General features: G+C 51.7%; 27 protein-coding genes. 19 read left to right on the top strand and 8 right to left on the bottom strand.

The features are described from left to right. The 15 genes from NNL38_RS16435 (at position 1) to NNL38_RS16365 (ending at position 16,610) form a co-directional block, all read left to right on the top strand. Positions 1–387 (top strand): hypothetical protein, encoded by a 387-nt coding sequence (locus NNL38_RS16435; RefSeq protein WP_255391511.1) that lies wholly within the window; start codon positions 1–3, stop codon positions 385–387. 6 nt (positions 388–393) lie between these two features. Next, on the top strand, positions 394–1,293 hold the full coding sequence (locus NNL38_RS16430; protein WP_255391510.1) for a Mu-like prophage major head subunit gpT family protein: 900 nt from the start codon (positions 394–396) through the stop codon (positions 1,291–1,293). A 73-nt stretch (positions 1,294–1,366) separates the two neighbouring features. Next, entirely contained in the window at positions 1,367–1,798 is a 432-nt protein-coding gene (locus NNL38_RS16425) for an HI1506-related protein (RefSeq protein ID WP_255391509.1), read from the top strand. An 11-nt stretch (positions 1,799–1,809) separates the two neighbouring features. Next, positions 1,810–2,238: a gp436 family protein gene (locus NNL38_RS16420; protein WP_255391508.1), complete on the top strand. Its 429-nt coding sequence runs from the start codon at positions 1,810–1,812 to the stop codon at positions 2,236–2,238. After that, positions 2,238–2,675 (top strand): phage tail terminator protein, encoded by a 438-nt coding sequence (locus NNL38_RS16415; protein ID WP_255391507.1) that lies wholly within the window; start codon positions 2,238–2,240, stop codon positions 2,673–2,675. Before NNL38_RS16420 ends, NNL38_RS16415 begins: the two co-directional genes overlap by 1 nt. Next, complete coding sequence (locus NNL38_RS16410) at positions 2,665–3,582, top strand: hypothetical protein (RefSeq protein WP_255391506.1); 918 nt, start codon at positions 2,665–2,667, stop codon at positions 3,580–3,582. Before NNL38_RS16415 ends, NNL38_RS16410 begins: the two co-directional genes overlap by 11 nt. Positions 3,583–3,629: 47 nt before the next feature. Continuing rightward, positions 3,630–3,962 carry a hypothetical protein gene (locus tag NNL38_RS16405; protein ID WP_255391505.1) on the top strand — a complete coding sequence of 111 codons (333 nt, stop codon included), beginning with the start codon at positions 3,630–3,632 and terminating at the stop codon, positions 3,960–3,962. 5 nt (positions 3,963–3,967) lie between these two features. Further along, positions 3,968–4,297 carry a hypothetical protein gene (locus NNL38_RS16400; protein ID WP_255391504.1) on the top strand — a complete coding sequence of 110 codons (330 nt, stop codon included), beginning with the start codon at positions 3,968–3,970 and terminating at the stop codon, positions 4,295–4,297. Next, positions 4,290–7,208, top strand: coding sequence for a tape measure protein (locus tag NNL38_RS16395; RefSeq protein ID WP_255391503.1), 2,919 nt, complete (start codon positions 4,290–4,292; stop codon positions 7,206–7,208). The genes NNL38_RS16400 and NNL38_RS16395 overlap by 8 nt, the downstream gene beginning before the upstream one ends. After that, positions 7,205–7,675 carry a hypothetical protein gene (locus NNL38_RS16390; protein ID WP_255391502.1) on the top strand — a complete coding sequence of 157 codons (471 nt, stop codon included), beginning with the start codon at positions 7,205–7,207 and terminating at the stop codon, positions 7,673–7,675. Before NNL38_RS16395 ends, NNL38_RS16390 begins: the two co-directional genes overlap by 4 nt. Further along, positions 7,672–11,787, top strand: coding sequence for an SGNH/GDSL hydrolase family protein (locus tag NNL38_RS16385; protein WP_255391501.1), 4,116 nt, complete (start codon positions 7,672–7,674; stop codon positions 11,785–11,787). Before NNL38_RS16390 ends, NNL38_RS16385 begins: the two co-directional genes overlap by 4 nt. Then, complete coding sequence (locus NNL38_RS16380) at positions 11,787–12,275, top strand: DUF1833 family protein (RefSeq protein ID WP_255391500.1); 489 nt, start codon at positions 11,787–11,789, stop codon at positions 12,273–12,275. Before NNL38_RS16385 ends, NNL38_RS16380 begins: the two co-directional genes overlap by 1 nt. Continuing rightward, positions 12,266–12,739, top strand: a complete 474-nt coding sequence (locus tag NNL38_RS16375) for a hypothetical protein (protein WP_255391499.1) — start codon at positions 12,266–12,268, stop codon at positions 12,737–12,739. The genes NNL38_RS16380 and NNL38_RS16375 overlap by 10 nt, the downstream gene beginning before the upstream one ends. Next, positions 12,732–15,521: a host specificity factor TipJ family phage tail protein gene (locus NNL38_RS16370; protein WP_255391498.1), complete on the top strand. Its 2,790-nt coding sequence runs from the start codon at positions 12,732–12,734 to the stop codon at positions 15,519–15,521. Before NNL38_RS16375 ends, NNL38_RS16370 begins: the two co-directional genes overlap by 8 nt. A 78-nt stretch (positions 15,522–15,599) precedes the next feature. Then, on the top strand, positions 15,600–16,610 hold the full coding sequence (locus NNL38_RS16365; RefSeq protein WP_255391497.1) for an HNH endonuclease: 1,011 nt from the start codon (positions 15,600–15,602) through the stop codon (positions 16,608–16,610). A 483-nt stretch (positions 16,611–17,093) separates the two neighbouring features. Here NNL38_RS16365 and NNL38_RS16360 read toward each other — a convergent pair whose 3' ends face one another. The 4 genes from NNL38_RS16360 to NNL38_RS16345 form a co-directional block, all read right to left on the bottom strand. Then, positions 17,094–17,357: an Lpp/OprI family alanine-zipper lipoprotein gene (locus NNL38_RS16360; protein ID WP_036821101.1), complete on the bottom strand. Its 264-nt coding sequence runs from the start codon at positions 17,355–17,357 to the stop codon at positions 17,094–17,096. A 225-nt stretch (positions 17,358–17,582) separates the two neighbouring features. Continuing rightward, positions 17,583–18,179: an SCO family protein gene (locus NNL38_RS16355; protein ID WP_255391496.1), complete on the bottom strand. Its 597-nt coding sequence runs from the start codon at positions 18,177–18,179 to the stop codon at positions 17,583–17,585. Continuing rightward, the gene (locus NNL38_RS16350) at positions 18,176–18,634 is read right to left on the bottom strand and encodes a hypothetical protein (RefSeq protein ID WP_255391495.1); all 459 of its coding nucleotides are present in this window, start codon (positions 18,632–18,634) and stop codon (positions 18,176–18,178) included. Before NNL38_RS16350 ends, NNL38_RS16355 begins: the two co-directional genes overlap by 4 nt. Positions 18,635–18,799: 165 nt before the next feature. Then, positions 18,800–19,711, bottom strand: coding sequence for a polyprenyl-phosphate transporter (locus NNL38_RS16345; protein ID WP_255391494.1), 912 nt, complete (start codon positions 19,709–19,711; stop codon positions 18,800–18,802). Positions 19,712–20,145: 434 nt separating this feature from the next. Between NNL38_RS16345 and NNL38_RS16340 the strand changes: the two genes are divergently transcribed. After that, positions 20,146–20,544 (top strand): VOC family protein, encoded by a 399-nt coding sequence (locus tag NNL38_RS16340; RefSeq protein ID WP_255391493.1) that lies wholly within the window; start codon positions 20,146–20,148, stop codon positions 20,542–20,544. A 50-nt stretch (positions 20,545–20,594) separates the two neighbouring features. On the opposite strand, the gene NNL38_RS16335 is transcribed toward NNL38_RS16340, so the two are convergent. Then, positions 20,595–20,762, bottom strand: coding sequence for a hypothetical protein (locus NNL38_RS16335; protein ID WP_255391492.1), 168 nt, complete (start codon positions 20,760–20,762; stop codon positions 20,595–20,597). A 354-nt stretch (positions 20,763–21,116) separates the two neighbouring features. Beyond that, positions 21,117–21,428, bottom strand: coding sequence for a DUF3081 family protein (locus NNL38_RS16330; protein ID WP_255391491.1), 312 nt, complete (start codon positions 21,426–21,428; stop codon positions 21,117–21,119). A 253-nt stretch (positions 21,429–21,681) separates the two neighbouring features. On the opposite strand from NNL38_RS16330, the gene NNL38_RS16325 reads away from it, so the two are divergent. Further along, positions 21,682–22,863: an amino acid aminotransferase gene (locus NNL38_RS16325; RefSeq protein WP_255391490.1), complete on the top strand. Its 1,182-nt coding sequence runs from the start codon at positions 21,682–21,684 to the stop codon at positions 22,861–22,863. Positions 22,864–22,971: 108 nt separating this feature from the next. On the opposite strand, the gene NNL38_RS16320 is transcribed toward NNL38_RS16325, so the two are convergent. Continuing rightward, positions 22,972–23,496, bottom strand: a complete 525-nt coding sequence (locus NNL38_RS16320; protein WP_255391489.1) for a hypothetical protein — start codon at positions 23,494–23,496, stop codon at positions 22,972–22,974. Positions 23,497–23,681: 185 nt separating this feature from the next. Next, entirely contained in the window at positions 23,682–24,530 is an 849-nt protein-coding gene (locus NNL38_RS16315; RefSeq protein ID WP_255391488.1) for a lipase family protein, read from the bottom strand. A gap of 447 nt (positions 24,531–24,977) precedes the next feature. Between NNL38_RS16315 and NNL38_RS16310 the strand changes: the two genes are divergently transcribed. Then, positions 24,978–25,682: a hypothetical protein gene (locus NNL38_RS16310; protein WP_255391487.1), complete on the top strand. Its 705-nt coding sequence runs from the start codon at positions 24,978–24,980 to the stop codon at positions 25,680–25,682. 207 nt (positions 25,683–25,889) lie between these two features. Further along, positions 25,890–26,384 carry an acyl-CoA thioesterase gene (locus tag NNL38_RS16305; protein ID WP_255391486.1) on the top strand — a complete coding sequence of 165 codons (495 nt, stop codon included), beginning with the start codon at positions 25,890–25,892 and terminating at the stop codon, positions 26,382–26,384. Positions 26,385–26,573 lie beyond the last annotated feature (189 nt).

Below are 26,573 nucleotides of genomic sequence, written 5' to 3'. Positions count from 1 at the left end.
ATGGGAATTGTTGCTAAACGAGCCGGAAATAAGCGGGCGTATCCGGTGAAAGGGAACCAGTACATTGCAGGCAACGTGGTGGTGATGCTGGCCGCCGGTCTGGCTGTTCCGTTTGCTGCCGCGTCTGCCACGGATATCTGCGCCGGGGTCTCGACAATGGGCGTGGATAACAGCCAGCTCGCTGATGGCGAGCAGCGCATCGAAGTCGATGTCTGCGAGTTCAAGCTTCGCAACAGCGGAGACGTTGATCAGAGCCACGTCGGCAGCCAGGCGTATTTCGTCGATTACGACACCGCATCAATCGACCATGCCACCAACACGCGACCAACTGCCGGGATCATTACCCAGGTCGATGATGATGGTGTGTGGGTCAAACTGGGAGTGTAACAACCAATGGATATTAATCAGCAAAACCTCAGCGCGCTGTATACGGCGGTAAAAACATCGTTCAACGACGGACGCGGGACCTATACACCGCTGTGGTCAAAATTCGCCACCCTGGTGCCGTCGACAACCTCGAAAACCTCGTATACCTGGTTGGGTCAATTTCCCAAGCTGCGTGAGTGGATTGGTGATCGCCAGGTCAAGAAACTATCGACCCACGACTACACGCTGAAAAACCGCAAGTTTGAAAGCACGGTCGGGATCCCCGCTGAAGCCATCGAAGATGATGAATACGGCGTCTACATGCCGCTGTATCAGGAGATGGGGTATGCCAGTGCCACGCATCCTGATGAGATGTTGTTCGCCCTGATGGCCGCCGGGTTCTCCACTAAGTGTTATGACGGCCAGTATTTCTTCGATACCGACCACCCGGTCAGGGACCCGGAGACCGGGGATGATGGCTCTGTCTCGAATATGCAGGCGGGCAGCAGCCCGGCGTGGTTCCTGTTCGATACGCGCCGCCCGCTCAAGCCGTTTATCTACCAGAAGCGCAAAGACTACAACATCAAAGCCAAGACCGATGCCGGTCAGTCGGACCATGTGTTTATGGCTGATGAGTATCTGTATGGCGTGGATGGCCGGGGTGAGTGGGGCGTAGCTTTCTGGCAGCAAGCCTTTGCCTCGAAAGCCACGCTGAATGATACCAACTTCGATGCTGCCATTGCGGCCATGATGTCGCTGAAGTCCGACGAAGGGCGACCACTGGGGATTAGCCCGAGTGTGCTGGTGTGCGGTCCGTCAAACCGCAGTGCGGCGAAGAAGGTGCTGGAAGCTGAAAACAAAGCTCAGGGTGAATCCAACACCAACTACAAGGCAGTTGAGCTGGTTGTGGTGCCTTGGTTGCCGTAACTCGATGCGAATCAGGCACCCGTTGCGGTGCCGTTTAACCCCTGCTTAAACGTGATATGGAGAGCGCAATGTCATGGCTGAAGAGACTGTTATTCAAAGTAAGTTGGTTGTTCAAAGCCTGGCCCATGACGGCTACCGCCGAGCCGGTATGGCCTTCAAACCAGGTGAAAATATCATTCCCGAAAACAGCATCACCTGCTCGCAGCTGGCCATGCTGCAAGCCGATCCGCGCCTGGCGGTATTGGGCACGGACGGTGCGGTTACCCAAGCAGATCCGGCAGACGGTGCGTCAGGGGCTGTGGTTCAAGAGCCTGTATCTGACGGTCTGATTGCAGCAATTGGCAAGCTGGAGCCGGACAACCCGGACCATTTCACCACCGCGAACAAGCCGCAGGTCGATGCATTGGAAAAGCTGGTTGGCCGGTCTGTGACTGCCAGCGAGCGTGACGATGCCTGGGAAGATTTCCAGCGTATGGAAGCGGAAAAAGCCGAGCAAGCTGAATAAGGAGCAGGCCCATGTACTGTACCCGTGAAGACATCATTGCCCGGTTTGGCCAGGAAGAGTTGGCCCAACTGACGGACCGTGACGGTGAGGCCGGTGGCATTGTCGATAGTGTGCTGGAGCAGGCCATCAAGGATGCGTGTGCCACGATAGACGGCTACCTGGGCGGGCGCTACGACCTGCCGCTGGCTGTGATGCCGGAGGTGCTGGTGCGCGTGGCCTGTGATCTCTCCCGCTATTACCTGTACGACGACCAACTGGGTGAAGACCACCAGGCTGCCAAACGCTACGCCGAGGCGATTGGCTACCTGGAGAAGGTAGGGCGCGGTGTGCTCCAGTTGGGCACGGACCGCAACCACCATCGTCCGGAATCAAACCACACCGCGACGATTACCAGTGCGGGCAGCGTGTTTGGCCGCCGGAACGCAAAAGGGTTTATCTGATGGCCGATCTGATCCAACTCACCATCGACCGGCTGAAAGATACCACCGAGGGCAAGCCGCCCTGGCGGGATGTGGGGGAAATCGGTGATTTGAGCCAACTGGACAGCAAAAGCAGCAGCCGTAACCCGGCGCTGTATGTGTTCCTGGCCGGTGAAACACCAGGCCAGGATGTCCGTAGCTCCGGGCCGTATCTCCAGAGTGTCACGGCAACGGTCGGCGTGGTGATTGTGGCTTCTGCCGTCAACGGTAAGGTGGCGGACTTGCAGCCCCTGCGCAAAGCGCTCCGAAAACGCCTGTTCGGCTGGTCGGGCGCGGCAGAGTTTGAGCCTTACTGGCTCGGTGGTGGCCGGATACTGGCAATCCAGAGCAACCGGACCAGCTGGCTGGACAATTTTGTGACCGAATATACAGAGGACCAGAACAACTATGGCGCGTAAAGAAAAGAAAAAGGTGATCGGCTTTGCCTTGGAGAGTGTCTACGGTCTGGATGCCGTCGCCGGCGGAGCCACCATGCAGTTTGTTTTGGGGCGTGAATTTTCGCTGACGCCGTTAGCCGGCGAATCCCAGAGCTTGGAGTATGACAACGGAGCCATGGGGCAATCGCCGCAGATCATGACTGAAACCTATGTCACGGCGGAATTTACCGTGGACCTGGCAGCATCGACCGACCCGGTGAAGTCAGCGGCCTGGGGGCCGTTGATGAAAGCCTGCTTGCGGAAGGTGGAAGAGAGCGCCAGCCCGGCGGAGACCTGGTACAGCATTGATGAAGATGCAACGGGCAGCCTGACGCTCTATTTCTATCAGTCCGGGGCGCTGCACCAGATGGTCGGCTCCCGTGGCAGCCTGTCGTTTTCCGCCAAGGCCAAAGGCTTCGGCGGGATCAAGTTTGCGTTTACCGGCCTGTTTGTGCCGGTGACTGAAGTCGCCCACCCGACACCGGATTTCAGCGCCTGGGTCACCCCGCTGAAAATCGGGGTTCAGAACTCCAGCTTCACCATCGATGGCGTTGCCGCCAAGCTAATCTCCCTGGAATACGACCAGGCCAACCAGGTGCCATACCAGGAGTATGTCGGCCATGAAGAGGTGATGATCACCGATTACCAGCCGACGGCCACCATGGTGATTGAGGCACCGAAGCTGTCCGAGTTGGATGTGTTTGCCCTGGCCGAGGCCGGTGATGAGCATGAGCTGGTGTTCAGCAATGGCCCGGTGGGCAACCAGGTGGGCTGGCAGAGCCCGCGGGTGCAGTTTGGCCGGGCGAGTTATGGCGACCAGGAAGGCACCCAGACCTACAGTATTCCGCTGACGGTGATCGCCGACAGCGACCGATTCTTTACCCGTTAAACGGGATTTAAACAGTAATTCCCGGCGTTTAAACAGAAGGAAAGCAAATGTTTCAGTTAGTGAGTGAGCGCATTGTGCGTGACTGGCCGATCCAAATCTCGGTCGCAAAGGATGGTGGCAAGGTCGAAACCTACGATGTATCCCTGGATTTCAAATTACTCGATGCACCGGATTTTCGCACGTTCAGTGCTCAAGGTGATGACAAGCTCTTTGCCGAAGTGGTGCGGGGCTGGAGCGGTATCTTTGACGCCGAGGGGCAACCCTTGCCTTTCAATCCCCAAAACTTGGCCGCTGTGTGCCGCAACCAGAGTTTCACGGCAGGCGCGCTGCAGGGCTACATGAAGGCGATGAGCGGAGTCGCCAGCACAAAAAACTCCTAGACGCGGTGCGGGCGGCGATCCGCCGTCGCCCGGACACTGCGCAAGATGAGCAAGCCTGGCAGGAAGAGCTGGCGTGCTGGGGTGTTGCGCTTGAGCCCGAAAGCGAAGCCGAGCCGGAGGTCATTGAGGTCTGGGAAGAGCATCAAACCGTGTTGACCTGGTGGCTGAGCATCCCGGCATTTCTGCAATGGAACGGCCCGGTCTGTCTCGGCATGGATGCCTGCCAGGTAAAAGCAGATGTCGACCTGTCAGGCAGGGAAGTCGACCCGGAGGATTACCACAAGCTCAAACTGATCGCCAACGAGATGACCGAGGAACTGAACCGCCGTGAATAATAACCTGACATTCAAGCTTAAGTTTGATGCCGAGACCAAGCAGTTCGTTGGTGAGGTAAAGGGCGCGGACCAGGCGGTGAACTCTCTGGGCGATCAGGCGGTGACAACCAGCCGCCAGATGAAAACCATGTCGCGCCAGTCAGACGCGATGGAAGGTCAGCTGCACGGCCTGCGCAGCCAATTGCTCGGTGTTGCCGCCGGTTTCTCTGCCATCGCCGCCGCGCAGCAGGCTACGGACCGGCTGGGTGCTTACCAGGACATCCGTACCCAAATCACTTCCCTGGTCGGTGGCCAGCAGCAATGGCTGGAAACTGAACAGTATCTGATGGCGGTCAGTGATGAGCATAATAAGGCTCTGATTGGCATGGCGGCCAACTATGCCCGCGTTGCTTCGATTGAAGAGTCGGGCATGATCACCCGTCAGCAGACCCTGGCCATCTTCGAAGGCATGAGTAATGCCGCCTCCACCTATGGCGCGACCAATGATCAGCTTGGTCAGTCGATGTTCGGTCTGCAGCAGGCCATGGCAAGCCAGATTGTCCGGGCCGAAGAGCTGAACCAAACCGTTGAGCCGCTACCAGGGCTGTTAACCCGGATGGACCGGGCGGCAGGTCTGGCTGCCGGTGGCTTCCGCCAGATGGTCAATGATGGTGAAGTCACCTCTGCGTTTTTTGCCGAAACCCTGGTCAAGGCCCTGGCGACGTATGAGGGGGCCGCCGCGCGAACGGCAGGCAACGTTAATGCGCTCTATGGCGACCTTTCTACAGCTTACACCGAGTTGGTTGTGGCCTACGAGCAACCGATCTCAGACACCTTTTCCCCGGTTGTCCTTTCCCTGACCGACAGCCTTGGGCTATTGGCAGACAATGCCGAGGTGGTCTCGACGGCGGTCGGAGTCACCATGGCTTTGGCCATCGGGCGTGGCACGGCCACCCTCATCAACATGACGGCGGCCAAAACCAAGGCGACGATTGCGACCCGAGCCCAGAATGCCGAGCTGATTAAGCAGACCCAGGCGACGATAGCGAGCACCACTGCGGAGGTGGCTCGGCTAGAAGCGCTGCAGTTGTCGAATGCTTACATTTTCAGAACGACCGGTGGTGAGAAAGCTCTGGCAGTAGCACGGGGTCAGTTAGCGGCTGCAACCACTCAGCTTTCTGCAGCGCAAGCGACGGCGAGTATTACCGGACGGACCTTGAATGCAACCATGGCTTTTCTGGGCGGTCCGGTGGGTGTCGTGATGATGGCGGCGGGCGCGATTGGCTACTTTGCGATGAAAGCGTCTGAGGCGAAAAAGCCGACGTCTGATCTGGATGATGAGGTGAGCAAGCTGTCCGGCAGCTTTACTGATCTCAATGAGGCTCAGCGTAAGGTCATGATCACGCAGCTGGGCGTGGCAGCGAGTGAAGTCCGTTCAGAGCTGAGCAGGACGCGGAGCGAAGTCGAACAGCTATCGGGGAACTTGCAATACCTGGATCCAGGGGACCGGGTGAATGTCCGGAGCCGTATTCAGGTTTTGAATGAACACGCCCAGGAACTAGAGCAGCAGCTGACTCAAATCTCTGCCAAGCAGACGGCCATATTTAATGACGGCATGCCGGATAACTGGGTGGATCCGGATAAGCCGAAGTCTTCATCAAATGGCACCGGGGGCAGTGATGAGGATGATAAGGCTGAAAAGCAGCTTGCCCTGATGCAGCGCCAGGTGGCGTTGTTCGGGCAAACCTCGGAAGCGGCCAAGGTGCGCTACGACATCGAGCACGGGGCGCTCAAGGGCATCAACAAAGAACTGGCCGATAAGCTGATCCTCGAAGCGCAGAACATCGACAAGAAAAAAGCGGCTGCCCGAGTGGAAGAGCAGGTTCAGGCGAAGCGCAAGCAGGCTGAAGATCGCTTGGCGCAGATGCGAAGCCAGATCGCGCTCTATGGCCAGACCGGCGAAGCGGCCCGTGTTCGCTGGGAGCTGGAGCACGGCGCGCTGCGGGGCGTCAATGAAGAGCTGGCCAAAACCCTGATCATGGAAGCAGAGCGGCTGGACCGGCTCAAGGATGACCAGTCCGGCCAGGCATTCTGGCAGCGCTACTACGACTCGATGAAATTGACCGCCGAAAGTACCGATGAGCTGTGGCGGCAGACCTTCGATAACTTCAGTACCGGCTTTGGCAATGCGTTCGCGGATGCGGTGATGCAAAGCAAGAGCCTGGAAGATGCCTTTACCAGCATGGCCGCCGGGCTGGCCCACTCGATGCTGGCTGCCCTCGGTAAAATCATGGCCCAACGCCTAGTGATGTGGGCGCTGGAGAAAACCATTATGGCCGGGGAGGCAACTAGTCAGGTGGCCCAAGTGGCCGCTGAGGGTCAGTCTGCCGCCATGCTTGCCGGTATCCATGCCTTCAAATCGACGGCGGCGATTCCGGTGGTTGGCCCGGCGGCAGCGCCGGGGGCGATGGCAACCGCGTTATCCGTCACCATGCCGATGGCTGCCTCGGCAACGGCTGCCGCTTCTGCAGGCATTCTGGGCCAGGCCCACGACGGGATTGATCGCGTCCCGACTTCGAACGAGGGCACCTGGCTGCTGAAAGCCAACGAGATGGTGCTCAACACCGACCAGGCCGATAACTTCCGCTGGATGGTCTCGATGATGGAGCAGATGCGAAATATGCAGGCAGCCCAGGCTGCTGGCGTTTCCAGTGCTGGTTCCGGCAAGGCGGCGATTTACTTCGACATCATTAACCAGGGCGGCGAGAGCATGGCCATCGCCCAGGTTGAACAGCAGCCAACCGAGGACGGCCAGAAATTCAAAGTCTGGCTGGCGGCGGCCAGGGAGTCCGTGGTGGATGACCTGCGTAATGGCGGCCCGATCTCCCAGGAAGGCGAATCCAAGTACGGCTGGAAGAGGAGAGGCCAATGATCGTTTATCCAGAGAGGCTTCCTCGCCCGACATTGCGCGACCTCAGTTACGCTCAGGCCGACAATGTCCTGAAAACCAAGATGGCGTCCGGCTACACCCGCCTGCGCCGCGTCAGCCTGAACCCGCCCACGGTGAAACAGGCCGTATACCGGATCCACAAGAGCCAGGCAGCGATATTCGAAGGCTTCATTCGCCACGCCCTGGACGACGGGGCCCGGAGCTTTCGGGATAAGGTTCATACCCCGTTAGGGTTCAGAGAGCATACAGTGAGATTCATTACGAACCCACTCAGCCGTCGTAAGCCGATATCCCGACTGTACTGGGAATACAGCGCTGAAGTAGAGATAGAAGATTTTGCAACCATGACAGCCATTGAAACCCTGGATGCGGTGATGTACCCGCACACCTACGAGGAATTCGTTCAAGCCATCGATATGAGCACTTATTACACGGAGAGTTGGAAATGACAGATTACAGTGGAAATCCGTGGGAAATCGCTGAGCTTCACCGCCAATTGTTGGGCTTTTTGAATTTAATACTTAAAGGTGGGGAAAATGACTCTGTCATCATTGATGGTGTAGAGAAGCCTAGTATCACAAAACATATTAAGGATTCATTTTCAGCTATTAATTCGTTAATTCAGGGACGTCAGGCATTTCAAAGTTATTCTGACTTAATCGCTTCAGGTCATCCGCCTGCAGACAAATACTTAGCTGAAGTCTGGAATGATGGTGACAATAACGGTCTTTATGGCTGGAATGGTGCCAGCTGGGTGCGCTCGGATTATGATTTGTACCAACAGATCCGGCGACTGTCTGACTCTCAGTCAAACATGTGGTACCAAGATCTTGGGCCTACTATCGTGGAAAATGAGCAAAATCGTTCGGTGATTGTCAGGGCAATTAAAGATGTAAAAGCAAACAATCTGGTCAACCCAACCCAGGCTCATTATTTATGGATCCTGGCCAGCAACGATAGCGTTTATAACGACCGATTTTATATCCGGGATGAGTCGGGCACGAACTACAGATTAGATCCTGAAGTACGACCGCAAGGGTGGGAAAACGGCCCTGTTTGGGTTCGTTTGAACACATTTACCAGTTTCAACCAGTTTATTGATGTCCTGATTGACTACCGAGAGTTGCCAACGGGTTTGCTTTGGAACGGCGGCTCTCCGGCGCTAGGGTTTTCCAATGCCTGGTTGCATTACAGCGTAGAGACTCTGGGGGCCGTCAATAAGTTAGATTTGATGCGCGGTTGCCTGGAGCCGAATCTCGACCTCTACAAACCAACGGAGAGCTATGACCGGAAGTGGATGAAGCATTTCATTTGCCACGCGTTTTCTTTGCTCCAGGTGAAACACCGTTATCGATTGGTTGTTTTTACTGTCGATGATGACACGCATGGCAACAGAATGACCATCAAAAATGACAGTGATGGGCTTTATGAAACATTGCCGGACAGCGAGCCAGTTCAAGCAGGGAAATACTATCAATACGAGTGCCATGGTCATGACGGCGTTATCCGTGTTCTGGTAGACACAGATGCAATTCGAGCGCAGGGCTTGCCGAGTGTGCTGTGGAATACCAATGAACATCACCTTTATTTTTCGGCGAATGAAGGTCTTGCAGATCTTCCCCGTATGCTTTGGCTGTCGAACGACTTTCCGATGGTCAACACGATTACTTCCAGTTTGCAAACCTCAGCATATACGGAAGTAGCGAAGAGTATTGTGTCTGCCAACATTGTTGTTGCAGAGCCAGGCTTGACCGTGGATAAGCTTCGTATTCAGGTCTTTACCAAGAGCCCTTCTGATTTTGGAGATAGCATCTGGGTTTGCGATAACGAAAAGACGATCGGCACCTGGTCAGGAAAAGCAGAAATCAATGGCGAAACTGAGCTCACGATCAACGGCACCTGGAATGGACGCCCTGCCGTTATCAATATGATCGTGGATTGGTCCAGAATCTCAGCCTCTGGGGTTTTGATTAATGGTGTGCCCGGACAGGCTCCAATTCACTTGCGCCATAATAATATTGGTGAGTCGACAGCCGATCGACGAGTCAAAGGCCATGAAGAAACATTTCACTTAGCCCAGTGGCTAGATCCGTCAGCAAAATCTCACTTGCTCTGGGACTCCTTTGCCGCCTTGACTGCTAATTATGTCAAAGGTTTCTATCTTGCGGGCACTCAGGCAGGGGTGGTTTACGGGATAGGGATTATTACTAAGAACTCCACGACCTTCGGCACCAAAGTTGATGTTTTTAATAATGAGCGCCGGATTGTTGCCTCTGGGCGTGTGGATGCGCCAAACGAGAACGGTGAAACCATTTTCGAGCTGAAGCCGGTGGGGAGTACGGTTCACGGTAAGATTTGGTTAGACATGACCCAGATGTCAGATGGGGTCGTTGAGAATACCAACAGTCCCAGGTTCCTGCTCAATCCCGACTACGTCGAGGTTCGCGCGATTCCGGACATGCTGCCAGATGTGAAGTCCGAAACGAAACCGTTCACGGTGAGAAATCCTGTTCGTTTGGCTTGCATGGGGAGCTCGATCACTTGGGGCTCCGGATACGTTGGCCAGAGCTCCTATGTCGGGGCGGTTGAAGATTATCTGCGTCATGAAGTGGCGACAACGATCTTAGGGGAGCAACTCGGATATACCACCCGGCTGCCTGAGCCCATGCAGTATAAGGGGGCAGTCGCTTACCTTGAGGGGAATGATGCGACCGCCGAGTTTATGTTGCAGGGCGACGAGATTAGTCTGGCAATCTGTAAAGAGCGCGGGAATGAGCACGCGGCCATTGTCGAGCTTTGGGTCAATGATGAGTTGTCTCAGCGATTTTCCACCTTCAATGATGAGCCCTTTTCTGAAGGAGAAGTGAAGTTCTGGCAGGCGGATGGTTCCACCCGCTCCTGGGGTTTGGGTGTGCCGTTTACGTTCAACCATACCGTGAGACGGAATGGCAAAGTGTTGATCGGAGGAATGAATAGTGGTGGTTACAGCGGGAGCTGGCCGGACGGTTGGGAGTACATGATTATACGAAAAACCAAAGAGTCCGGTGCAGAGCACGAGATTACGCACTGGCTGACCTTTAAGGTCAATCAAGCGGAAGGCACGGTGATCGAATGCGGGTTTGATCACGGCGAGACCATCAAGCCGATGCGCTCGACTGTCGGCAACCTCGGTAAAGGGCTGGGAAGTGGCATTGAATCAACGTATGGCGATGGCAATATTGCCTATGACCCGGCGAACCCTGTGGGCCTGTCCTCTGGTCTGGATTTTCGTTATACGGATGACCGCGCCATCATTACTGCGAAGTTCCCAACGGTCGGGGCATTAAATGCCAAGTTAGTCATCGTCGGCTCTGATCCTCGGGTAGCCAACCCATCGTCCCCACGGCTTTACCTGAATTTCGTGACTAACAAAATGCACCATATCATGAATGCAGGGATTGGTGGCTTCAAGGCGAGTAACTTCCTTTCGTCTTATGCGAGCCTGAAAAGTCACTACAAGGTGAGTCAGTGGCAGCCGACACATATCTCGATGGAGTCATGCACCAATGACGACTGGGGGACAAATGAGTATTTGTGCTGGACCGATGTCACGATGACTCAGGCACAGCTTTTTGAGGTGGACTCCCTGTTGTGGCTCCAGAGCATTCAACAAAATCCAGACGGCAGCTATCTGGTTTCCGATTCACGGATTGACTACGAGGACATCGGCCCGTTCCATGTGATCCTCAACAGTGACACGACACATATTGGTGATATTCAGCCTGGTGATGTCGTGACGTTTGGACGGTGGAAAGGGGATAACCGCTCGATGTCCGTTCGTCTGGTGAAAAGCTGGGATGCAGCGTCACGCCGGATTGAGTGGGGGCCTGAGCTGAGGCTTGATGATTTCGGCTGGCAGATGGACTCACTTGCTGACATTGAAACCATTCAGGTTCGATCGCTCAAACAATGGGGCGCCAATGTTGAGTCGGTCATTCATTATCTCAAAGAGGCCAACCCAAATGCACAAATCAGCATCGGAACCAGCGGCGTGCCCAATATGCGTACTCGCCGCCTGGAAGGTTATGCCGACTACGGGAAGCATATCGCCAAGCAGTTGGGTGTGGATTTTGTCGATTACTACCAGGTGACTCGGGACTGGTCGGAAAGTACCGCGGCGGATCATCAAGTTTATATCACAGCCGATGCCGGGGAGATTAGTGATGGCTCTGCAGAGTTTCCGTTGTATCTGGCCGATGGACGAGAGCTGAGAAATCACTGGGCGTTGCGAGGTTGGTCTGTCGTTGTCAATGGAATTGAGCGCTATTTAGATGGCTGCTATGTCATTGGTGGTGCACGCCGCGCCTGGAGCGATATAAACGCTGAACTCACGATGAGTAATTACACCTGGGTGTTTGACCAGTTTAAGGTGATTTTTACCAGGGATGTGCCGTCTGCCGGTTCGCAAATTATTGTGAAAAAATCCAGTCAATATTGGTCGGGAGATGATTGCCACCCTTCTTTAATTGGTTACTCATTATTTGGCCAAGCGCTCACTGAGTATCTGAGAAAGGAAATCTAGTGAAATCTCTCGAAATCGTTTATGCCAGTGTCACGAACATGGTGATCCATTACTGTCTGGAATTCGCTGCCCCATCTATCCCAGACGGCGCATACCGCCTGGTATTGGGATATCACGATATCACGGCCAAATTGGAGACCGGAGAAGAAGCCATCTTTCAAAAGGCTGCGTTTGGCCTATCTTTGCCGAGCCGAACGGTGAAAGGGCGGCAGGACTTAAACTTCAATATTGATAATGTCTCCGGGGAAGTCTCGATCATGATCGATAATGCGCTGGCGGCTGATGAAGAAGTGAAAGTGACATTGCGTAAATATAATGAACATGACCTATCTGCTCCCGCAGAGCCTCCCATTGTGATGACGGCTTTTGCCACAGAACTTGATGAGAACCAAGTGAAAGTCAGTGCCACGTTTGAAGACCTGGTGAATACGGCTTTTCCTATCCGTCGGTATACCTCAGAGATAGCAAGGGGCTTGGTATGGCTGTAGAAGCGCCGTTTAAACTACTATTAAACGCTGATTTAACGGACCCGCGCTGGCAGGCGCTCATTGATAGCTATTTAGAATCATCCTTTAAAGACGGCGGGCGAGGTCCCGCCTTTTTTGACTGTTGGGGGATGGGGCGGGATATCCAGTTAAAAACAGGGGTTCCGGCGCAGTTTGTTCCCTCCTTTGGTGCTGTAGGGGCGCAGGATAAACGCCAGATGACCACGTTATACCAGGACGTTTCACGCTCATTTGATGTTGTGCCACCAAGGCCGCTAGCCATTGCCTGTGGGTTCGTGGGTCAATTGCTTTGGCATATTGGTACGGTTGTCCCGAACGGTTCACAACTGGAGATCTTACATACCAGTGCGTCGTTCGGTCCGCACTTATCCCCAATTCATATTTTTGAACGTCAATTTCTCAGAGTTGAATACCGTTATGCCGCGAATCGAATATTACATGAGTAAATTTTCCTTGGAGCCGGTTGAAGTTGCCTATTGTGAGCCGGGGATCAGCTTGCATGACTGGTTTAAAATAAATGTTCCCAGCTATCAGCAAGAAGTGCAGCACCCGGTATCGGCTTATCTGAATGAGAATCACCTTGAGCCGGTAACCTGGCCTGAGGTGATCCTTCAGCCTGGTGATTGCATTGTCTTAACGTTAGAGCCGAAGGATATTTTTACAGGTGGGTGGATGATTTATCTGGCCATCGCGGCAGCCGCTGCAGCTGGGGCTTATTTCATGAGCCAGGCTTTGCCTGATAACTACAACAGTAGCACCCCGGAAGGTAGCTCGATTTATGATGCAAATATTCAGGGGAACCGGCCGCGCTTGATGGGGATAATCCCGGAAATATTCGGTACCCATAAAGTTTATTTCGATCTGCTCAATGCCCAGCATCGCTATTACTCGAATGATGAAGAATACCTGCTGATGTTTTGCGCCATTGGGGTGGGTTGGTACGATTTACCAGACAGCAAAATCACTATTGGGAACTCACCCATTACAAACTACGCGGGCGATATTGATGTTCGTAAATTTAATCCCGGTGAAAATGTCACCGCTCACCCGGCTTACAAAAATGTCTATACCAGCCCGGAAGTTGGGGCCACGGCGGGCACAGGAGGCATTGAGTTGGAAGGGCCGGTTAATTCGGTTGTCCCACCTAAAACGGCATTCAATCAGACCACAATTACCATCTATCAGAATCTGGAAGGTTTTCTGATCCCATACTGGCCACCGGAATGGGAGGTTGGCCAGCGTATTGAACTGAAAGATACGCCGGGGGCACATTATGTGTATGGTAGTGAGGCTGGCGGCTGGCGAAAAGAAGGTGATGCGGACATCCTGAATTACTGGTCAAAAGATCCGGCGTTGCATGACTGTCAAAAAGGGCAGTATGTACTGTATCCGACCGAAGTGGATACCAGTGGTGGTGTTGGAAAATGGTTAACCGGGATGATCGATGCGAAGTTTTTTGGGGTTCACAATGGCGATGAATATTACGCGGTACGTGTGGTTGATCAAAATGGAAATCAGTTGCCTGCCGATACAGTTAACTTTTATGGAACCCAGGCGCCGATAAAGTTTCTGGGCCGGGATGATGGTGTTTACCGCATTACGAGCCGGACCGATAAAACTGGGATGGTTCAGAAGCTCTACCCCAACAAATCAACAACAATGTCCTGGTGGAGCAGCTTTGAAGCCGGTGGCAACCTGAGCGGGGTGCGGTTAACGGCGATTAATACCTATCCCGGTAAAATCTTCGGCCCCATTCGGGTGACCCCTTCCTTGCAGAAGACCAGAAAAGTGATGGTTGATATTCGCTGGCCGACTGGTATTGGTTACATTAAGGATAACGGGGACATTGAAAGCCGAACCCTGAAGGTCATGCTGCAATGGCGGGAAATTGGGACAACGAACTGGAAATCGGTACCCATCTCCCGAACGGGAGCGACACGGGACCAACTGGGGCTGACTGTACCAATTACCTTGAGTAAAGAGTGTGAGCCGGAGTTTCGGTGTTACCGGGTCACGGGAAAGGATAATGAATCTCGTGTTCTTGATAAGATTGAACTTGTTCGGGTGAAGTGTGAATTGGACTCCAATACATCTTACCCCGGTATCACGACGATTGGACTACGGGTGAAAGGCACCAATGCGCTGTCAAAAAGTGCTGAAAACAAGTTTGCGGGTGTTCCGACCCGGATGCTGCAGGTGCCTGATGGTAATGGAGGTTGGACGAGTGGCAGGTATCCGACCAATGATATCGCGCCTGCCAGCCGCTATATTGCCAAAGCATGCGGCTTCACCGATCAAATGATCTCTCAGTTCGCCCTACTGCGGCTGCACCAAATCTGGAATGAGCGCGGGGATGAGTTTAATGCTGTATTTGATAACGACAGTACCCACTTTGAGGCGCAGCGCCGGGTTTTATCGTGCGGCTATGCCTACCCCACGCTGGACTTTGGCCAGTTGATCCCGGTCCGCGATGAGCCGAGGAGCGGCAAGGCATACATGTATATGCCGGATAACATGACTTCTCCGTTGAGCATCAAGGTCAAGCATAAGCTGGCCAGCGATCATGACTCGGTGGAGGTGGAGTATTTTGATAAGCGAACCTGGAAGCCTGAGACCATCCTGTGCAAACTGCCGGAATCGCCAGGTATAAAACCGAAGAAGCTGAAGCCATTCGGGATTACCGATCGGGCGAAAGCCTGGCAGTGGGGCATGCGTGAAGCCCGTAAAATGAGGTACCGGCGCAAGAACTACTCCTGGGGCACCGAGCTGGATGGGCTCAACAGTGCGTTCCTCAGCCGCGCTGATGTGGGTTGGAGTGTGCCAGGCTACGGGCAAAATGGCCGGGTCACGCACATTGTCCATCGCTCCAAGTACACGGCCATTTTTACCAATGCCGATTTGACCTGGCAGGAAGGCAAAGAGCATGTGATCGCGTTGCGTCGTCCGGATGGCACACGCTTTGGCCCTGTCGCGGCTCAGCGCGGACCTGCGCCGGGGGAAGTGAGAATCACGGAGGCACTGGACTTTACACCGGCCTTCGATGGTTACATGGAGCCACCATTCTTTATGTTTGGAGATAAGGACAATTACAGGCTCCCAGCCCTGGTGATGAACGTTGTACCAGATGGAACCAACGATATCCGCATCGAAGCCGAGAACTATGATGAACGGGTCTATGAGGATGACGAACGCCAGCCACCGGCAGCGCTGATGGTTGGGTATGGTTAGTGAATTGTTTACTTTACTAGTTTTGAATAAAATCCATGCATACAATTGCAATTGAAGTTAATTCAGGGAGTTGAGGTTATGGCTTACAATTGTTTGTATCAGTTGGATGGGTGTAAAGGTAATGTTGGTTCGGAAGAGCACTCTATTCTGAAGGCTTTAGGTGGTCGCTTTAAGTCGAAGCAGATATGTTGTGAAATATGTAATAACAAACTGGGAAAAGAGATTGATAACGTTCTCACGGATAACCTAAAAGAAGTTTGTGTTCTGAATCAAATAATACGTGAGGACGGTGTGAGGCCAGTCGTAGAGGGCATTACAGCTGTTGACGGTTTATCTGTCGATTTGACTTATGAAGGATTTAGGCTTTCAAAAGTAGCGACCGCGATAGAGAAGTTATCTTCAAAGTGTGAACACATTCAGGTGGTGGGGGATCTCAAAAGGAAAGAGGCTGTTTTACAGCGCTTTGAACAGTTGAAAGGGCAGAAAGCTTATCAAGGTGCTGAGTATGAGGGGGAAGAGCTGCAAGAAAGTGTCAAACAAGTAGCATTTAAGAGAACATGGAGTTTTTCATTTTCAAAAAATGAGCTTAGGTCAATAGCCAAAACAGCTCTTACGGAGTTGGCCAGGAATGTTGCACCTAAGCGGTTGAGAACAGGTCAATTTGAACAGGTAATCGACTTTATTAAAGGTCAAGATAATGCAGATGGGCTCGTACGGTATTTCAAGCGTACATGTATACCCCATACTGAAATTTTAGGTCATTTACAGCACTCTACTTTTACAATTTGCCTCCCTGAAGGCGGTTGCTACGGCATTGTATGTCTGTTTGGTACATTTGCGTTTTGCGTTAAGTTATCAGACTCTTGGGATGGCCCGGTCTTGTATAAGGCTTCACTCATCGATCCTTCTTCAGAAGACCATAAGATTGATAAGTTGGATTGGTCTGAGCATTTATCGACGCTATATGCTCAACAAAGTATGAAGTTACTGCTTGAAAGAGGAGCATCTCTGAGTGTTACCTACAGTTCAGATGACTTGGCACGGTTAGTATGTGCATCAGATGTGATCAAGGGCATTCGTTTTAGTTAATCCGTTTTTCATTCTTCCCGGCTTGGTTTTTCAAACCTCGCGGTCGGCTACAGCACATACAAATTGCAATTTAAGCGGCGCTGATGCCGGGGATTTTGGCTGGCAAGGGTTGTTCGGCTTAGTGATAATGTCGATGTTCAGGCTTCGACGGTGTCCCGATCGTCGGGCTGGGGATAAATCGCTTATCCACAAAACTTGTGAATAACTCTGTGGGAAATGGCGGCAGGCTAATAACCGTGCTGGCTTCACCAATGTCAAGTCTGGGTATGGTGAAAAACCATGTAATTTCAGGAAGATTGACTATCCCCACTGTTGTGCAAAATAACGGCAGTTTAAATCCTTTTGGTGCAAATTCGCAGATATTCGATCAAGGGCTTTGTTCCCGAGAAACACGTTATCCTCAGGAATGGTGACTGAGATTGCAGGAATGGAAAGGGTGGGCTGCGACAGAGAAAGGAGTGGCGCCTAAGCGCCACTTTCTGATTATTTGCTGTACGAACTGGCGATGTTATCAATACGCTGGTTCGCTCGCATTGCTTCTTGATACGCTGCGTCAGAAGCAGCACGTGCATCATTGACTGCACCTGCCATTTGGTCTTGCTGACTTTGCAGTGCACCAACTTGATCAGAGAGCATATCGACTTTGTTGGTGAGTTGCTGCATTTGATCAACTTCGTCTGAGCTTGAACAACCAATAAGTGTCGCACTCAGAATAATACCGGTAAGGATAGATAATGAACGGTTCATTTTTCTTTCTTCTCCTTTGTTTGCCACTACAGACCGAGTGTTAAAGTATTCAGTCGGCAGAATTAGTATGGCATATGTTGCTCAAATTTCTTCTTCTTCACCTATTTAACGCTGAAAAAGCTCTCTCAAAATCGAGAAAACCCGCTGTGGCGGGCTTTCTTCCTGTTCATTTTATTTTTACTTGGATCAGTTCTTTACCATGCGGCAATACAACTGTACGCATGGTCAGGATCGCGATGCTGTTAAATTCTTGTTTATGGCGTCAACTAAGATTGCCGGGTTGAGGGTATGCTGTACCTTATCGACTAACGTGCCGTCTGGCTGTAGCAGGTAAAAATAGGAGCTGTGATCGACAGCATATTCCAGAGCTGAGTCTTCCAGCTCCGTTCGCATGTACAGGACCCCGTATTTTTGCGCCAGCGCTTTTGTCTGCTCATCTGAGCCGGTCATCCCAACAATGTCCTGATGGAAATATTGTGCATACTGGGCACTTTTTTCTGCCGTGTCACGCTCAGGATCGAGAGTAATAAAGATAGGCCAGAGTCGTTGTCTGGTTTCCGTGTCCAGCTCTTTCAGAGCAGCAGACAGGACGGCCAGCGAGGTAGGACAAACATCCGGGCAATGGGTATAGCCAAAGTAGATCACGCGCAGGCGAGGGTCTGCAGTATTAAACAAATCGACCGATTCTTTGCCGCTTTCCAGGATCCCCGAGGCGGCAGGGGAGTGCATTGCTGTCGCAGGTTCTTGTTGCGCGTCGACAACGAAACGGGTGATTAAACCGGCGACCAAGGCCAAGGCTAATATAATCCACTGAAATTTCATTTGATCATCCTTAAAGAAACATGGAGCGGCGTCATTTGAGCAGCTGTTGATTGCGGTGTGATCTCTCCTCGCCAGGTCATTTCGTCCTCGGTGCAAAATGGTAGCATCAACTGCCCGCGATAGTCTCCCGCAACGGTCCGGGATAAGTGTAGCTGATAGACCCCCATCATCATTTCGTGTCCTTTCAGGGAGAGGACCAGCGTCTCGGTATCAGCCGGTAACTCGGGCCAACTTACCCGGATCTCGGTTTCTTGCATGGGCTTAACTACATCGCTGGCGAGTTGGATCCGGGCGGTGTGTTGCTGGCATGCCTGGGTGCTGAGCTGGCAGAAATTGAGAAGGCTGGTATCCGCGCTTTGGCTCAGACTTTGTCCCGAAAATTGAAACGTCCCCCAACCCATGGCCACTGCCAGTATCAGCGTTGTGACAGGGGACCACTTTTTGTACTGCGACATGTTTTAAATCGTTGGTAAATAGTGATTTTCAGATTTTATCACTTTTGACGCCAAGCGCAGGCCTGGCATCAGTATTTTGTGAAGGCACGGATATGGCACATACTTTTTTACAGGGCCTGGCCACAACGGAGCTTGGCCGTTGTGGCTGCAGCAGTATGCGGGAGATTAATTGTCGGCGACTTTTTCCAGTGCCCATACCAGGCCGATACCCAGTAGCATCGCGGTGATGGCATAGCCTATTAGGGCTGGTTCACCGGTAATCTGTTCAAAATTCAACGGTGACAGATTTTGCTCCAGCACTGGAACTTGCTCACCACTGGAATTGGTTCGCCAGGTCAGGGTTTCTTTCCAGGGCCAGATTTTGCTCAGTGTGCCAATCATCAGGCCGGTGAGAAAAGTCAGCGTTAAATCACGGTAGTTACGCAGGAGCCAGGACAGCAGGTGGGAGAAGCTCAGCAACCCAATCACGCAGCCCAGGGCGAATGTGCCTAAGGTCATCACATCGACGGTTTTGGCGGCAGCTAGGATCGGCCCGTACATGCCGAGCAGTAGCAGAATAAAGCTGCCGGAAATGCCCGGAAGGATCATGGCACAAATGGCCACGGAACCAGCGAGCAGAATATTGAACTGGGTTGGTGCGAGGCTTAAGGGGTGCAGGACGGTTATGCTGTATGCGAAAAGCGCTCCGAGAAAGATGGCGACAACACGGTTGGCTTTCCACAGGGAAACCTGCTTGAACATATGGTTGACGGAAACCAGGATCAGCCCGAAGAAGAAAGACCATAGCGGGATCGGGTGGGTGTGAAGCATCCAGGTGATCACTCGGGCCAGGGTAAAAATACTGGTCAGGATGCCAGATAGCAGCACAATCAGGAAGAGTCCATTAATATGGTTGAATGCCGCTTTGAAGCCCTGCTGACGCCAGATACCAATCAGGCTTGGATTGATCCGGCGAATACTCTCCAGCAGAGTGTCATAGATACCGGTAATGAATGCAATGGTACCGCCAGATACACCAGGGACGACATCAGCAGCGCCCATGGCCATTCCCTTGAAAAAGGTAAAAACTTTGCTCATGGTTTTCCGTTATTTGCTTTAAATCCAGAATGGCCGACTATTATAACTTGTTGGCGTTCAAAATTGAGTGAAAATTATGGCAAAGTTTCACGGGAAAACATGAACTCAGGCTAAATGGACGGAGCTGTGCACCAAGCAAAGGCCTGGCCTTTGTTCGGATGGCGCATAGGTTGCGAGCCCTGAGGGTTCCCGGCTGATGAGGGAACAAGCCCGCAAGTTACTTCGGGGCCGGGTGAATCCAAGTCATCATTTTTCGATAAATTTATCTAATGACTTGACGGTGCTGTGATTAGCTGTGAAAGTATGCGGCTATATTCAACTGGTAACTATGCTGGTTGTTTAGTTGTTGCCCGGTGATACTTCATATCCGTTGATGAAGTAAACCGATTTGCCGGGCACAAATGTCTGAAAGATTTTCAAAGGATGATACGGCTATGATACCGAGAGATGCGACACTCCGTGTTGTCAGACCTACCGATAATTTATCTCAAATCACTGAAATGTATAGCAAGGCTCTGGGCTTTGAGATGCTGAAACAGTTTCAGGATCAGGATGGCTTTGATGGGGTGGTGTTGGGTCATTCCCGGCATGCTTATCACCTCGAGTTTGTTCATCAGCAAGGTGTGACAGTTGGCCATGCCCCGACTCAGGATAATCTGTTGGTGTTCTATCTCGACTGTAGTCAGGTGTGGGAGCGCGCTTGTCGCGGGATGATCGATGCGGGTTTTACGGTCGTTGAATCGAACAATCCGTATTGGGAGCGGGTCGGCAAAACATTTGAAGATGTCGATGGCTACCGTGTGGTGTTACAAAACCGGGATTGGGAGCGCTGATCTTGGAGAAGATAAAGCTCAGGCCATGCCTGAGCTTTCATGTTTGGTCATCAATGCTGTTTTGTAATGTCTTCGTATGCTGATTTAAACATCAGCGCAAAGCCTTCCTGAGAAAGCTCTTTCGCGGTCATTTCTGCCGCATCAAGTCGCCGATAACACTCACCCAGTGCCGCGATGGCAAAATCAAGCTCTGTAGTGCTGAGTTGTTGCAGTTGCATGGGGTTTATCCTCAATTATGCGATACCGATGGTCAGTCGCGCAGACCAATTGATGGTCACTGACTTTAATACAAGGCGGATGAATATTGACTGAACGTTTCTTTTGTTTGACGTTTTGAATAAACGCTCACTTCATCTACCTTAGAAAGGATATTTATTTCTGGACGGTATCATGTCAGACGTGTGTAAAATGAACACGTTAGTTGGTAAGAGAAATGTCAATTCCCCCGGGGTGGGCTGGAATCAATTGTGTTTACAAGCATAATTATGCGACTGGCCGAAAGACGGCCAGTCTGAAAGTAGCGTGTGTCAGGTGAATAGATGCAACATGGGGTGAATTGAGGGGCTGATGGACTAATAGCGCTGATTCAGATCCATCAGCTTTTGCAGAAAGGCCTCAATTTGCGCTTCATTGTTGTTATGGAATTCCGTGGTCGTTTGGTTGATCACGGAGTCGGGGTCTTCATTCATGGTGTGAAAGTGATAGGTATTATGGAAGTTGATATCTAAGCTGACATGACTATCCGCTAAATTGACGTAATAACCATCCTGACTTTCGGTGCAGGTAATATCTTCGAGTCGTGCCCCATTTTCTGTTGGGGTGCCCTGAGTTTTAACTTTTTCGTAAACACTGAGCAGGGTCCGTACGTCGACTTTGTTTTTCATCGCTGCCTCCACCTGATTGGACTGTCCAGAGAACAATAATTGCGGTTTCATTAATAAATTTAGGCTTTTGGTCAGCGACTGCAAGTTAAGGTTGCGGAAGGTTAACGGAGATCAATAAAGCATCGGCACAGGGGGGAGACACTGTCAGCAAAATCGGAAAAAAGCTTTGATAAATATCATGATTTCATCGTGATTTTTTGTAAGTGAAGTGATAGTTTGAACTGATGCAGAGCCACTAAATGGAACTTATGTCATGTTTAAGCAGCTTACAGAAGCACAATTGGATCCCATTTTGTCCCTTTCTATTGCTTATCGGGAAGATAAGCGTGCCGAGAAACTGGACTTAGGTATCGGGGTTTATCGTAACAGCCAGGGAGAAACGCCAATCATGCAGGCGGTTCAACTGGCACAGCAACAAGTGATGGAAAGCCAAAGGACCAAGGCTTATGTGGGCCTGGCCGGAAATGAGATTTTTAACCAGTCCATGATGGATCTGCTGCTGACAGACACGTCTGCCTACCACCGCGCAGCAGCGGTACAAACACCGGGAGCGAGCGGGGCGTTGCGTATGCTTGCTGATCTGATGTATCTGGCGCAGCCGGAGACAACAGTGTGGATCTCCGATCCGAGCTATGTCAATCACAAGCCGGTGATGGAAGCTGCCGGCCTGAAGGTGAAGTACTATCCGTATTTTGATCGCGTCACCAAACAAGTGAATCGTGAAGCTATGTTGGCGGCATTGGCCAAAGCCGGACCGAAAGATGTCGTGTTGTTGCATGGCTGCTGCCATAATCCAACCGGTGCTGATATCGCCTTTGAAGACTGGCAGGCGATCACAACTCTTGCTAACCAGAATGGGTTCATGCCATTTGTTGACATTGCCTACCAAGGCTTCGGCGACGGCCTGGCGCAGGATGCCGCCGGACTCAAGTATATGGCCGATCACACGGAAGAGATGGTGGTTGCGACTTCGTGTTCGAAAAATTTCGGTTTATATCGTGAGCGGACCGGGGCGGCGATCGTGATCAGCGATAGCCTGAAAGAGGCCCAGAAAGCCAAAGGGCGTATTTTGAACCTCGCACGCTCAACCTACACCATGCCGCCGGATCATGGGGCTGCTTTGGTGGCGGCCATTCTCACAGACGATGCGCTGAGTGCGACCTGGCGGGATGAGCTGTCGCAAATGCAGGCGCGTCTGGTCAACCTGCGTGCCAGCCTAACCCAGGCGGTGAGAGCACAGGGGAGTGAAGCATTTGACTTTATTGACCAGCATAAAGGCATGTTCTCGGTCACTGGGTTAAGTCCAGAGCAGATTGCCCGCTTGCGCGATGAGTTTGCAATTTACGCAGTTGGCGATGGCCGCATTAATATTGCCGGGCTGCGCGAACAGCAAGTGGATTATTTGGCACATGCCTTGGTGACGGTGTCACAGTAATCTGCTGTTGTTGGTTGGGCACAAGTCCTTGCCTCTAAATCTGCAAAGGGAGCCGCTATGGTTCCCTTTCGTTTTTTTGTTTTTCTTGCGCTCACAGGGCTCGCGAAGTCAGGATATGTGGACCACAGCCTGGCGCTGTGCTGATTGCGTTTGGTTGATGAGGTAGTGAGTCATTTCGGCTACGAATGCCTGGTCGTTTGGTCCGGCAAGTGCACAAACATCACTGATGAGTGTCAGCTCGGATTGATCAGCTTCGCCATTAAACATCATTCCTGCTGCCGTAGGCTTGCCGCGATAAAAGCCGACGAAAAGCTGGGCCGGGCTATCTTCTTCCAACATAATTTGGGTCAGGTACTCGATCACTGTTTCTTTTTCTTGTTCATCAGGCCATTGGCTGGCGATGATCAGCGCAAAGCGGATCGTGAGCGGATGACAGTCGACAGGATAAACGGAAAGCTGTGGGGCTGGTGTATTGTCAGTTTCTTTGACTAACTGGTAAGAACCCGCCGCCTGGCGATCCTGATAAAGCGCCAGGCCTTCCTGGCTTTGCGGGGTTGGAAACTCGGCCTCAGTGATATGGCTGGCCATCCAGTGATTTTTCGATGTAATGAGCTGTTCAATCTGTGACTGCATATTCGCTGTTTGTTATCCACGATTCATCTCACCATACCTTATCTTGCGATGAGAAGGTATGGCTCCGGGGTTGATTGACCATTTTTTTTGCGAGTTTTTTAACACTCTGGTGCTTGGGCTATCGTCGGCGTACTGATGGTTATTCTCTGATCTCTTATTTACTGTAATTGGTATCAGTTTGCGCTTTAATGTTTATCAAAGAAATCCTTATTGCGGATGTACTTGCGCATGTAGTGGTAGGTCACCGGACGGAGCAACCAGCTGACCAGGGATTTGTATAAGCGGTACGGGGTGGGAGAATTCTCGTATATCCGGCCTTCATGAAGCCACAGCAGTTTGCCGACATGCCAGTACATGAACGGGATGGGTGGCAGGAAAGTGACGATGTCCAAATCGCAGCAGATCCGATAGGTACAGTGGTTGAGGCGATAAAGCCGCTTAAAGCTTCTCAGTCCGGCAGCCGGCTGGCCGAAGGTCACTACGCGTTTGATTGCTTCCGGATGCTGGGCAGATAAGCGGTCTGCGACCAGAATGGCCATCGCGCCGCCGGATGAGTGACCGGTCAGGCTGACTTTCTTGCCGGCAGCAATCAAAGGATGGAGCACTTTCTCGAGATGTTGATAGACAGACAAATCTCCAAACTGCGGTTGATCGCTGGCCTGGCTTAATTCAATATGCTGCGACTCGAACAAGTCTGTCGGGGCCTGATACAGGCTCTGCCGCTTGCTTTTTTGGGACAATAAGAAGTGATACCCCCAGTGGATATAGTAACGGTTTTGGCTTTTTCCTTGTCTTTTGGGTAAGCAAGCCATATTGAGCAGCCAGTCCCAGAGGTTTTGAGAGCCTTTAAACACGACAACGACTTCTTTCTTTTCCCCCCAGAGCACCCGGATAATCGTCCTGCCCCAGCGATCAGTGATTTCGTGGCGACCGTTGCGACTGAATCCGTAAACCGTATGATCGAAAGTTGGTGGATAGGCGAGTTTGCAAAGAATGGCATACCGCTCATATTGATAGCGTTTTAGTGGCTTCATTCCATTGTGGGTCGTCGTGAACCTTATCTTCCAGCTTAGCGGTGATAAATAGCAGATTAATGACAACGCAAATCTAAGTGTGTTGTACGTATGATGCGTTTTATCAGCTTATTTCTCATTCATTTGTGTCAGTCACCACTTATCACACCGGGTTTACAAGCATCAGAAATACTTATTCTAAGTGATTGAAATAAAACAGTATCAGTTGGCTAACTGAGCTCGCCTACGCTCTGTGATGCAGGGCATAGGGACAGCGCTGAAATCAGTTGTTTCATCATGCTGTTATCAATTTGACATCGTTTGGTCATTTGTTCAGTTGCTTTGCTTGCTACATTGTTTAATGCGACATATGAATTGTAGGTCATACCAGTCGTCATTGATTACGCTTGACCGCTTTTTTAGTCTACTTTTCATGAAGCGTTTTAAACATTTTCAGGGAGATCTTGAATGAGCCGTAACCCGCAAAGCAATCCATCCTGGGCATGGATGCCATTGAAGCCAGAAGCCTATTTTCATATTCAAACCCAATGGGCGCTTCAGTCGGCCAAGCAGTTTGAAGCCGTCATAGTTGAGCAGGCAAGAAAATCGATTCAGGGCTCTTACCAGCAAACACTCACTTTGCTTGGAGAGCTGGATCAAAATTTGAAGGACAAAAACAGGGCACCTGAGCACAAGCTATGTTTTCCTTTTGATGTGTTGGATAGTTTGACCCGATCCACCACCAATCAATGGCGGGCTGTCGTCGGGCTCGGGTCATCTCGGGAGTCTGCATTGCGGGAGGAACTTCGTAATCAGGAGCATCTGCTCAACCGGACCCAAAAGCAGTTCAGTCAGGAAAAGACAGCACTCGCAGAAGCGTTATCTAGAAAAGATGCGCAGCTTGAGCAAGTCAAAGCGGAAGCGGATAAAGCAGCCAAAGCAAAAAATACTGCGCAACGGTCACAGCGAAAGCTGAAAACGGAGCTGGAAGCCAGTCAGGCCGAGAACGCAGTATTAAAACAAGAACTTGATGCCATTAAAGAGAGATGCGATCACCAGTCTTCACAAAGTGAGCAGCAGTTCGCAGCGATGAAGGCTGAAAATGAAAAATTGCTCGCGGAGACAGAGCGTCTCAGACAGCAATTAGCCGCGAAAGAGCAGCAACAGGCCTAAACGGCGCAAGAACCCCCATAACTATCATGTTTTCATTTGTTTATAGCGCCTTGCTCACAGGGCGCTTTTTTATTTGCCGGTGAAATAGCGCTTGCCTTTTCTTTTCCTCCGTCGTTATGTTTAATGAAATTGTCAGTAACACGTATTGATACTGAAGTTCAGCCATCAAGAAATAAGTAAAGCAAAACAGCCAGGGAGAAAGTGGGCATGAGTGAAAGACAACGAGACGTAACGCTGAGGTTTCTGGCTGAGCCGGGAGATGTCAACTTTGGCGGGAAGGTGCACGGTGGTGCCGTGATGAAGTGGATTGACTTGGCAGCCTATGCCTGCTCAGCCGGCTGGAGTGGTAAATACTGTATTACGGCTTATGCGGGGGGGATCCGCTTTGTTGCACCAATTCATGTCGGTAATCTGGTCGAAGTGAGTGCCAAGGTGATTTATACAGGCCGAACATCGATGCACATCGCGATTGATGTGCAGGCCAGCGATCCGAAGAACCTGGAGCGCCGGCTGACCACACATTGCATCGTGATTATGGTGGCGGTTGATGAAGCCGGAAATCCGAGCCCGGTCCCGGAATGGGTTCCGGTGACAGATGAAGACAAACTACTACGCGATTCTGCCATTAAGCTGATGAACATGCGTAAAGAAATCGGTGAAGAGATGGAAGCGCATGTGAAATACCTCAAACCGGATAGCTAAATTAGGCCGCGGCAGTCGTTGCTTCACGTGATCGTGGCCGGGAGAGGTTGTGTTGACCTGGACGGATGATCCTGACGATCCGCAGTATGAGAGGTTTCACGTCAGGCCTATGCGGCATTAACAGATGAAGCAGGTGCCAGGGGCCGGCGAATCAAGGTCCACAAACTACCGATGCCGGGCCTGGTTTAC

This window comes from Photobacterium atrarenae (assembly GCF_024380015.1).
GTDB classification, from domain to species: Bacteria; Pseudomonadota; Gammaproteobacteria; order Enterobacterales; family Vibrionaceae; genus Photobacterium; species Photobacterium atrarenae.
The sequence above is the reverse complement of the archived record's forward strand: the minus strand, read 5'-3'. Positions and strand labels throughout refer to the sequence as shown.

Coding starts and splice junctions, on each gene's coding strand:
- NNL38_RS16435 (WP_255391511.1), top strand. CDS start 1: ATGGGAATTGTTGCTAAACGAGCCGGAAATAAGCGGGCGTATCCGGTG.
- NNL38_RS16430 (WP_255391510.1), top strand. CDS start 394: ATGGATATTAATCAGCAAAACCTCAGCGCGCTGTATACGGCGGTAAAA.
- NNL38_RS16425 (WP_255391509.1), top strand. CDS start 1,367: ATGGCTGAAGAGACTGTTATTCAAAGTAAGTTGGTTGTTCAAAGCCTG.
- NNL38_RS16420 (WP_255391508.1), top strand. CDS start 1,810: ATGTACTGTACCCGTGAAGACATCATTGCCCGGTTTGGCCAGGAAGAG.
- NNL38_RS16415 (WP_255391507.1), top strand. CDS start 2,238: ATGGCCGATCTGATCCAACTCACCATCGACCGGCTGAAAGATACCACC.
- NNL38_RS16410 (WP_255391506.1), top strand. CDS start 2,665: ATGGCGCGTAAAGAAAAGAAAAAGGTGATCGGCTTTGCCTTGGAGAGT.
- NNL38_RS16405 (WP_255391505.1), top strand. CDS start 3,630: ATGTTTCAGTTAGTGAGTGAGCGCATTGTGCGTGACTGGCCGATCCAA.
- NNL38_RS16390 (WP_255391502.1), top strand. CDS start 7,205: ATGATCGTTTATCCAGAGAGGCTTCCTCGCCCGACATTGCGCGACCTC.
- NNL38_RS16385 (WP_255391501.1), top strand. CDS start 7,672: ATGACAGATTACAGTGGAAATCCGTGGGAAATCGCTGAGCTTCACCGC.
- NNL38_RS16375 (WP_255391499.1), top strand. CDS start 12,266: ATGGCTGTAGAAGCGCCGTTTAAACTACTATTAAACGCTGATTTAACG.
- NNL38_RS16370 (WP_255391498.1), top strand. CDS start 12,732: ATGAGTAAATTTTCCTTGGAGCCGGTTGAAGTTGCCTATTGTGAGCCG.
- NNL38_RS16365 (WP_255391497.1), top strand. CDS start 15,600: ATGGCTTACAATTGTTTGTATCAGTTGGATGGGTGTAAAGGTAATGTT.
- NNL38_RS16360 (WP_036821101.1), bottom strand. CDS start 17,357: ATGAACCGTTCATTATCTATCCTTACCGGTATTATTCTGAGTGCGACA.
- NNL38_RS16355 (WP_255391496.1), bottom strand. CDS start 18,179: ATGAAATTTCAGTGGATTATATTAGCCTTGGCCTTGGTCGCCGGTTTA.
- NNL38_RS16350 (WP_255391495.1), bottom strand. CDS start 18,634: ATGTCGCAGTACAAAAAGTGGTCCCCTGTCACAACGCTGATACTGGCA.
- NNL38_RS16345 (WP_255391494.1), bottom strand. CDS start 19,711: ATGAGCAAAGTTTTTACCTTTTTCAAGGGAATGGCCATGGGCGCTGCT.
- NNL38_RS16340 (WP_255391493.1), top strand. CDS start 20,146: ATGATACCGAGAGATGCGACACTCCGTGTTGTCAGACCTACCGATAAT.
- NNL38_RS16335 (WP_255391492.1), bottom strand. CDS start 20,762: ATGCAACTGCAACAACTCAGCACTACAGAGCTTGATTTTGCCATCGCG.
- NNL38_RS16330 (WP_255391491.1), bottom strand. CDS start 21,428: ATGAAAAACAAAGTCGACGTACGGACCCTGCTCAGTGTTTACGAAAAA.
- NNL38_RS16325 (WP_255391490.1), top strand. CDS start 21,682: ATGTTTAAGCAGCTTACAGAAGCACAATTGGATCCCATTTTGTCCCTT.
- NNL38_RS16320 (WP_255391489.1), bottom strand. CDS start 23,496: ATGCAGTCACAGATTGAACAGCTCATTACATCGAAAAATCACTGGATG.
- NNL38_RS16315 (WP_255391488.1), bottom strand. CDS start 24,530: ATGAAGCCACTAAAACGCTATCAATATGAGCGGTATGCCATTCTTTGC.
- NNL38_RS16310 (WP_255391487.1), top strand. CDS start 24,978: ATGAGCCGTAACCCGCAAAGCAATCCATCCTGGGCATGGATGCCATTG.
- NNL38_RS16305 (WP_255391486.1), top strand. CDS start 25,890: ATGAGTGAAAGACAACGAGACGTAACGCTGAGGTTTCTGGCTGAGCCG.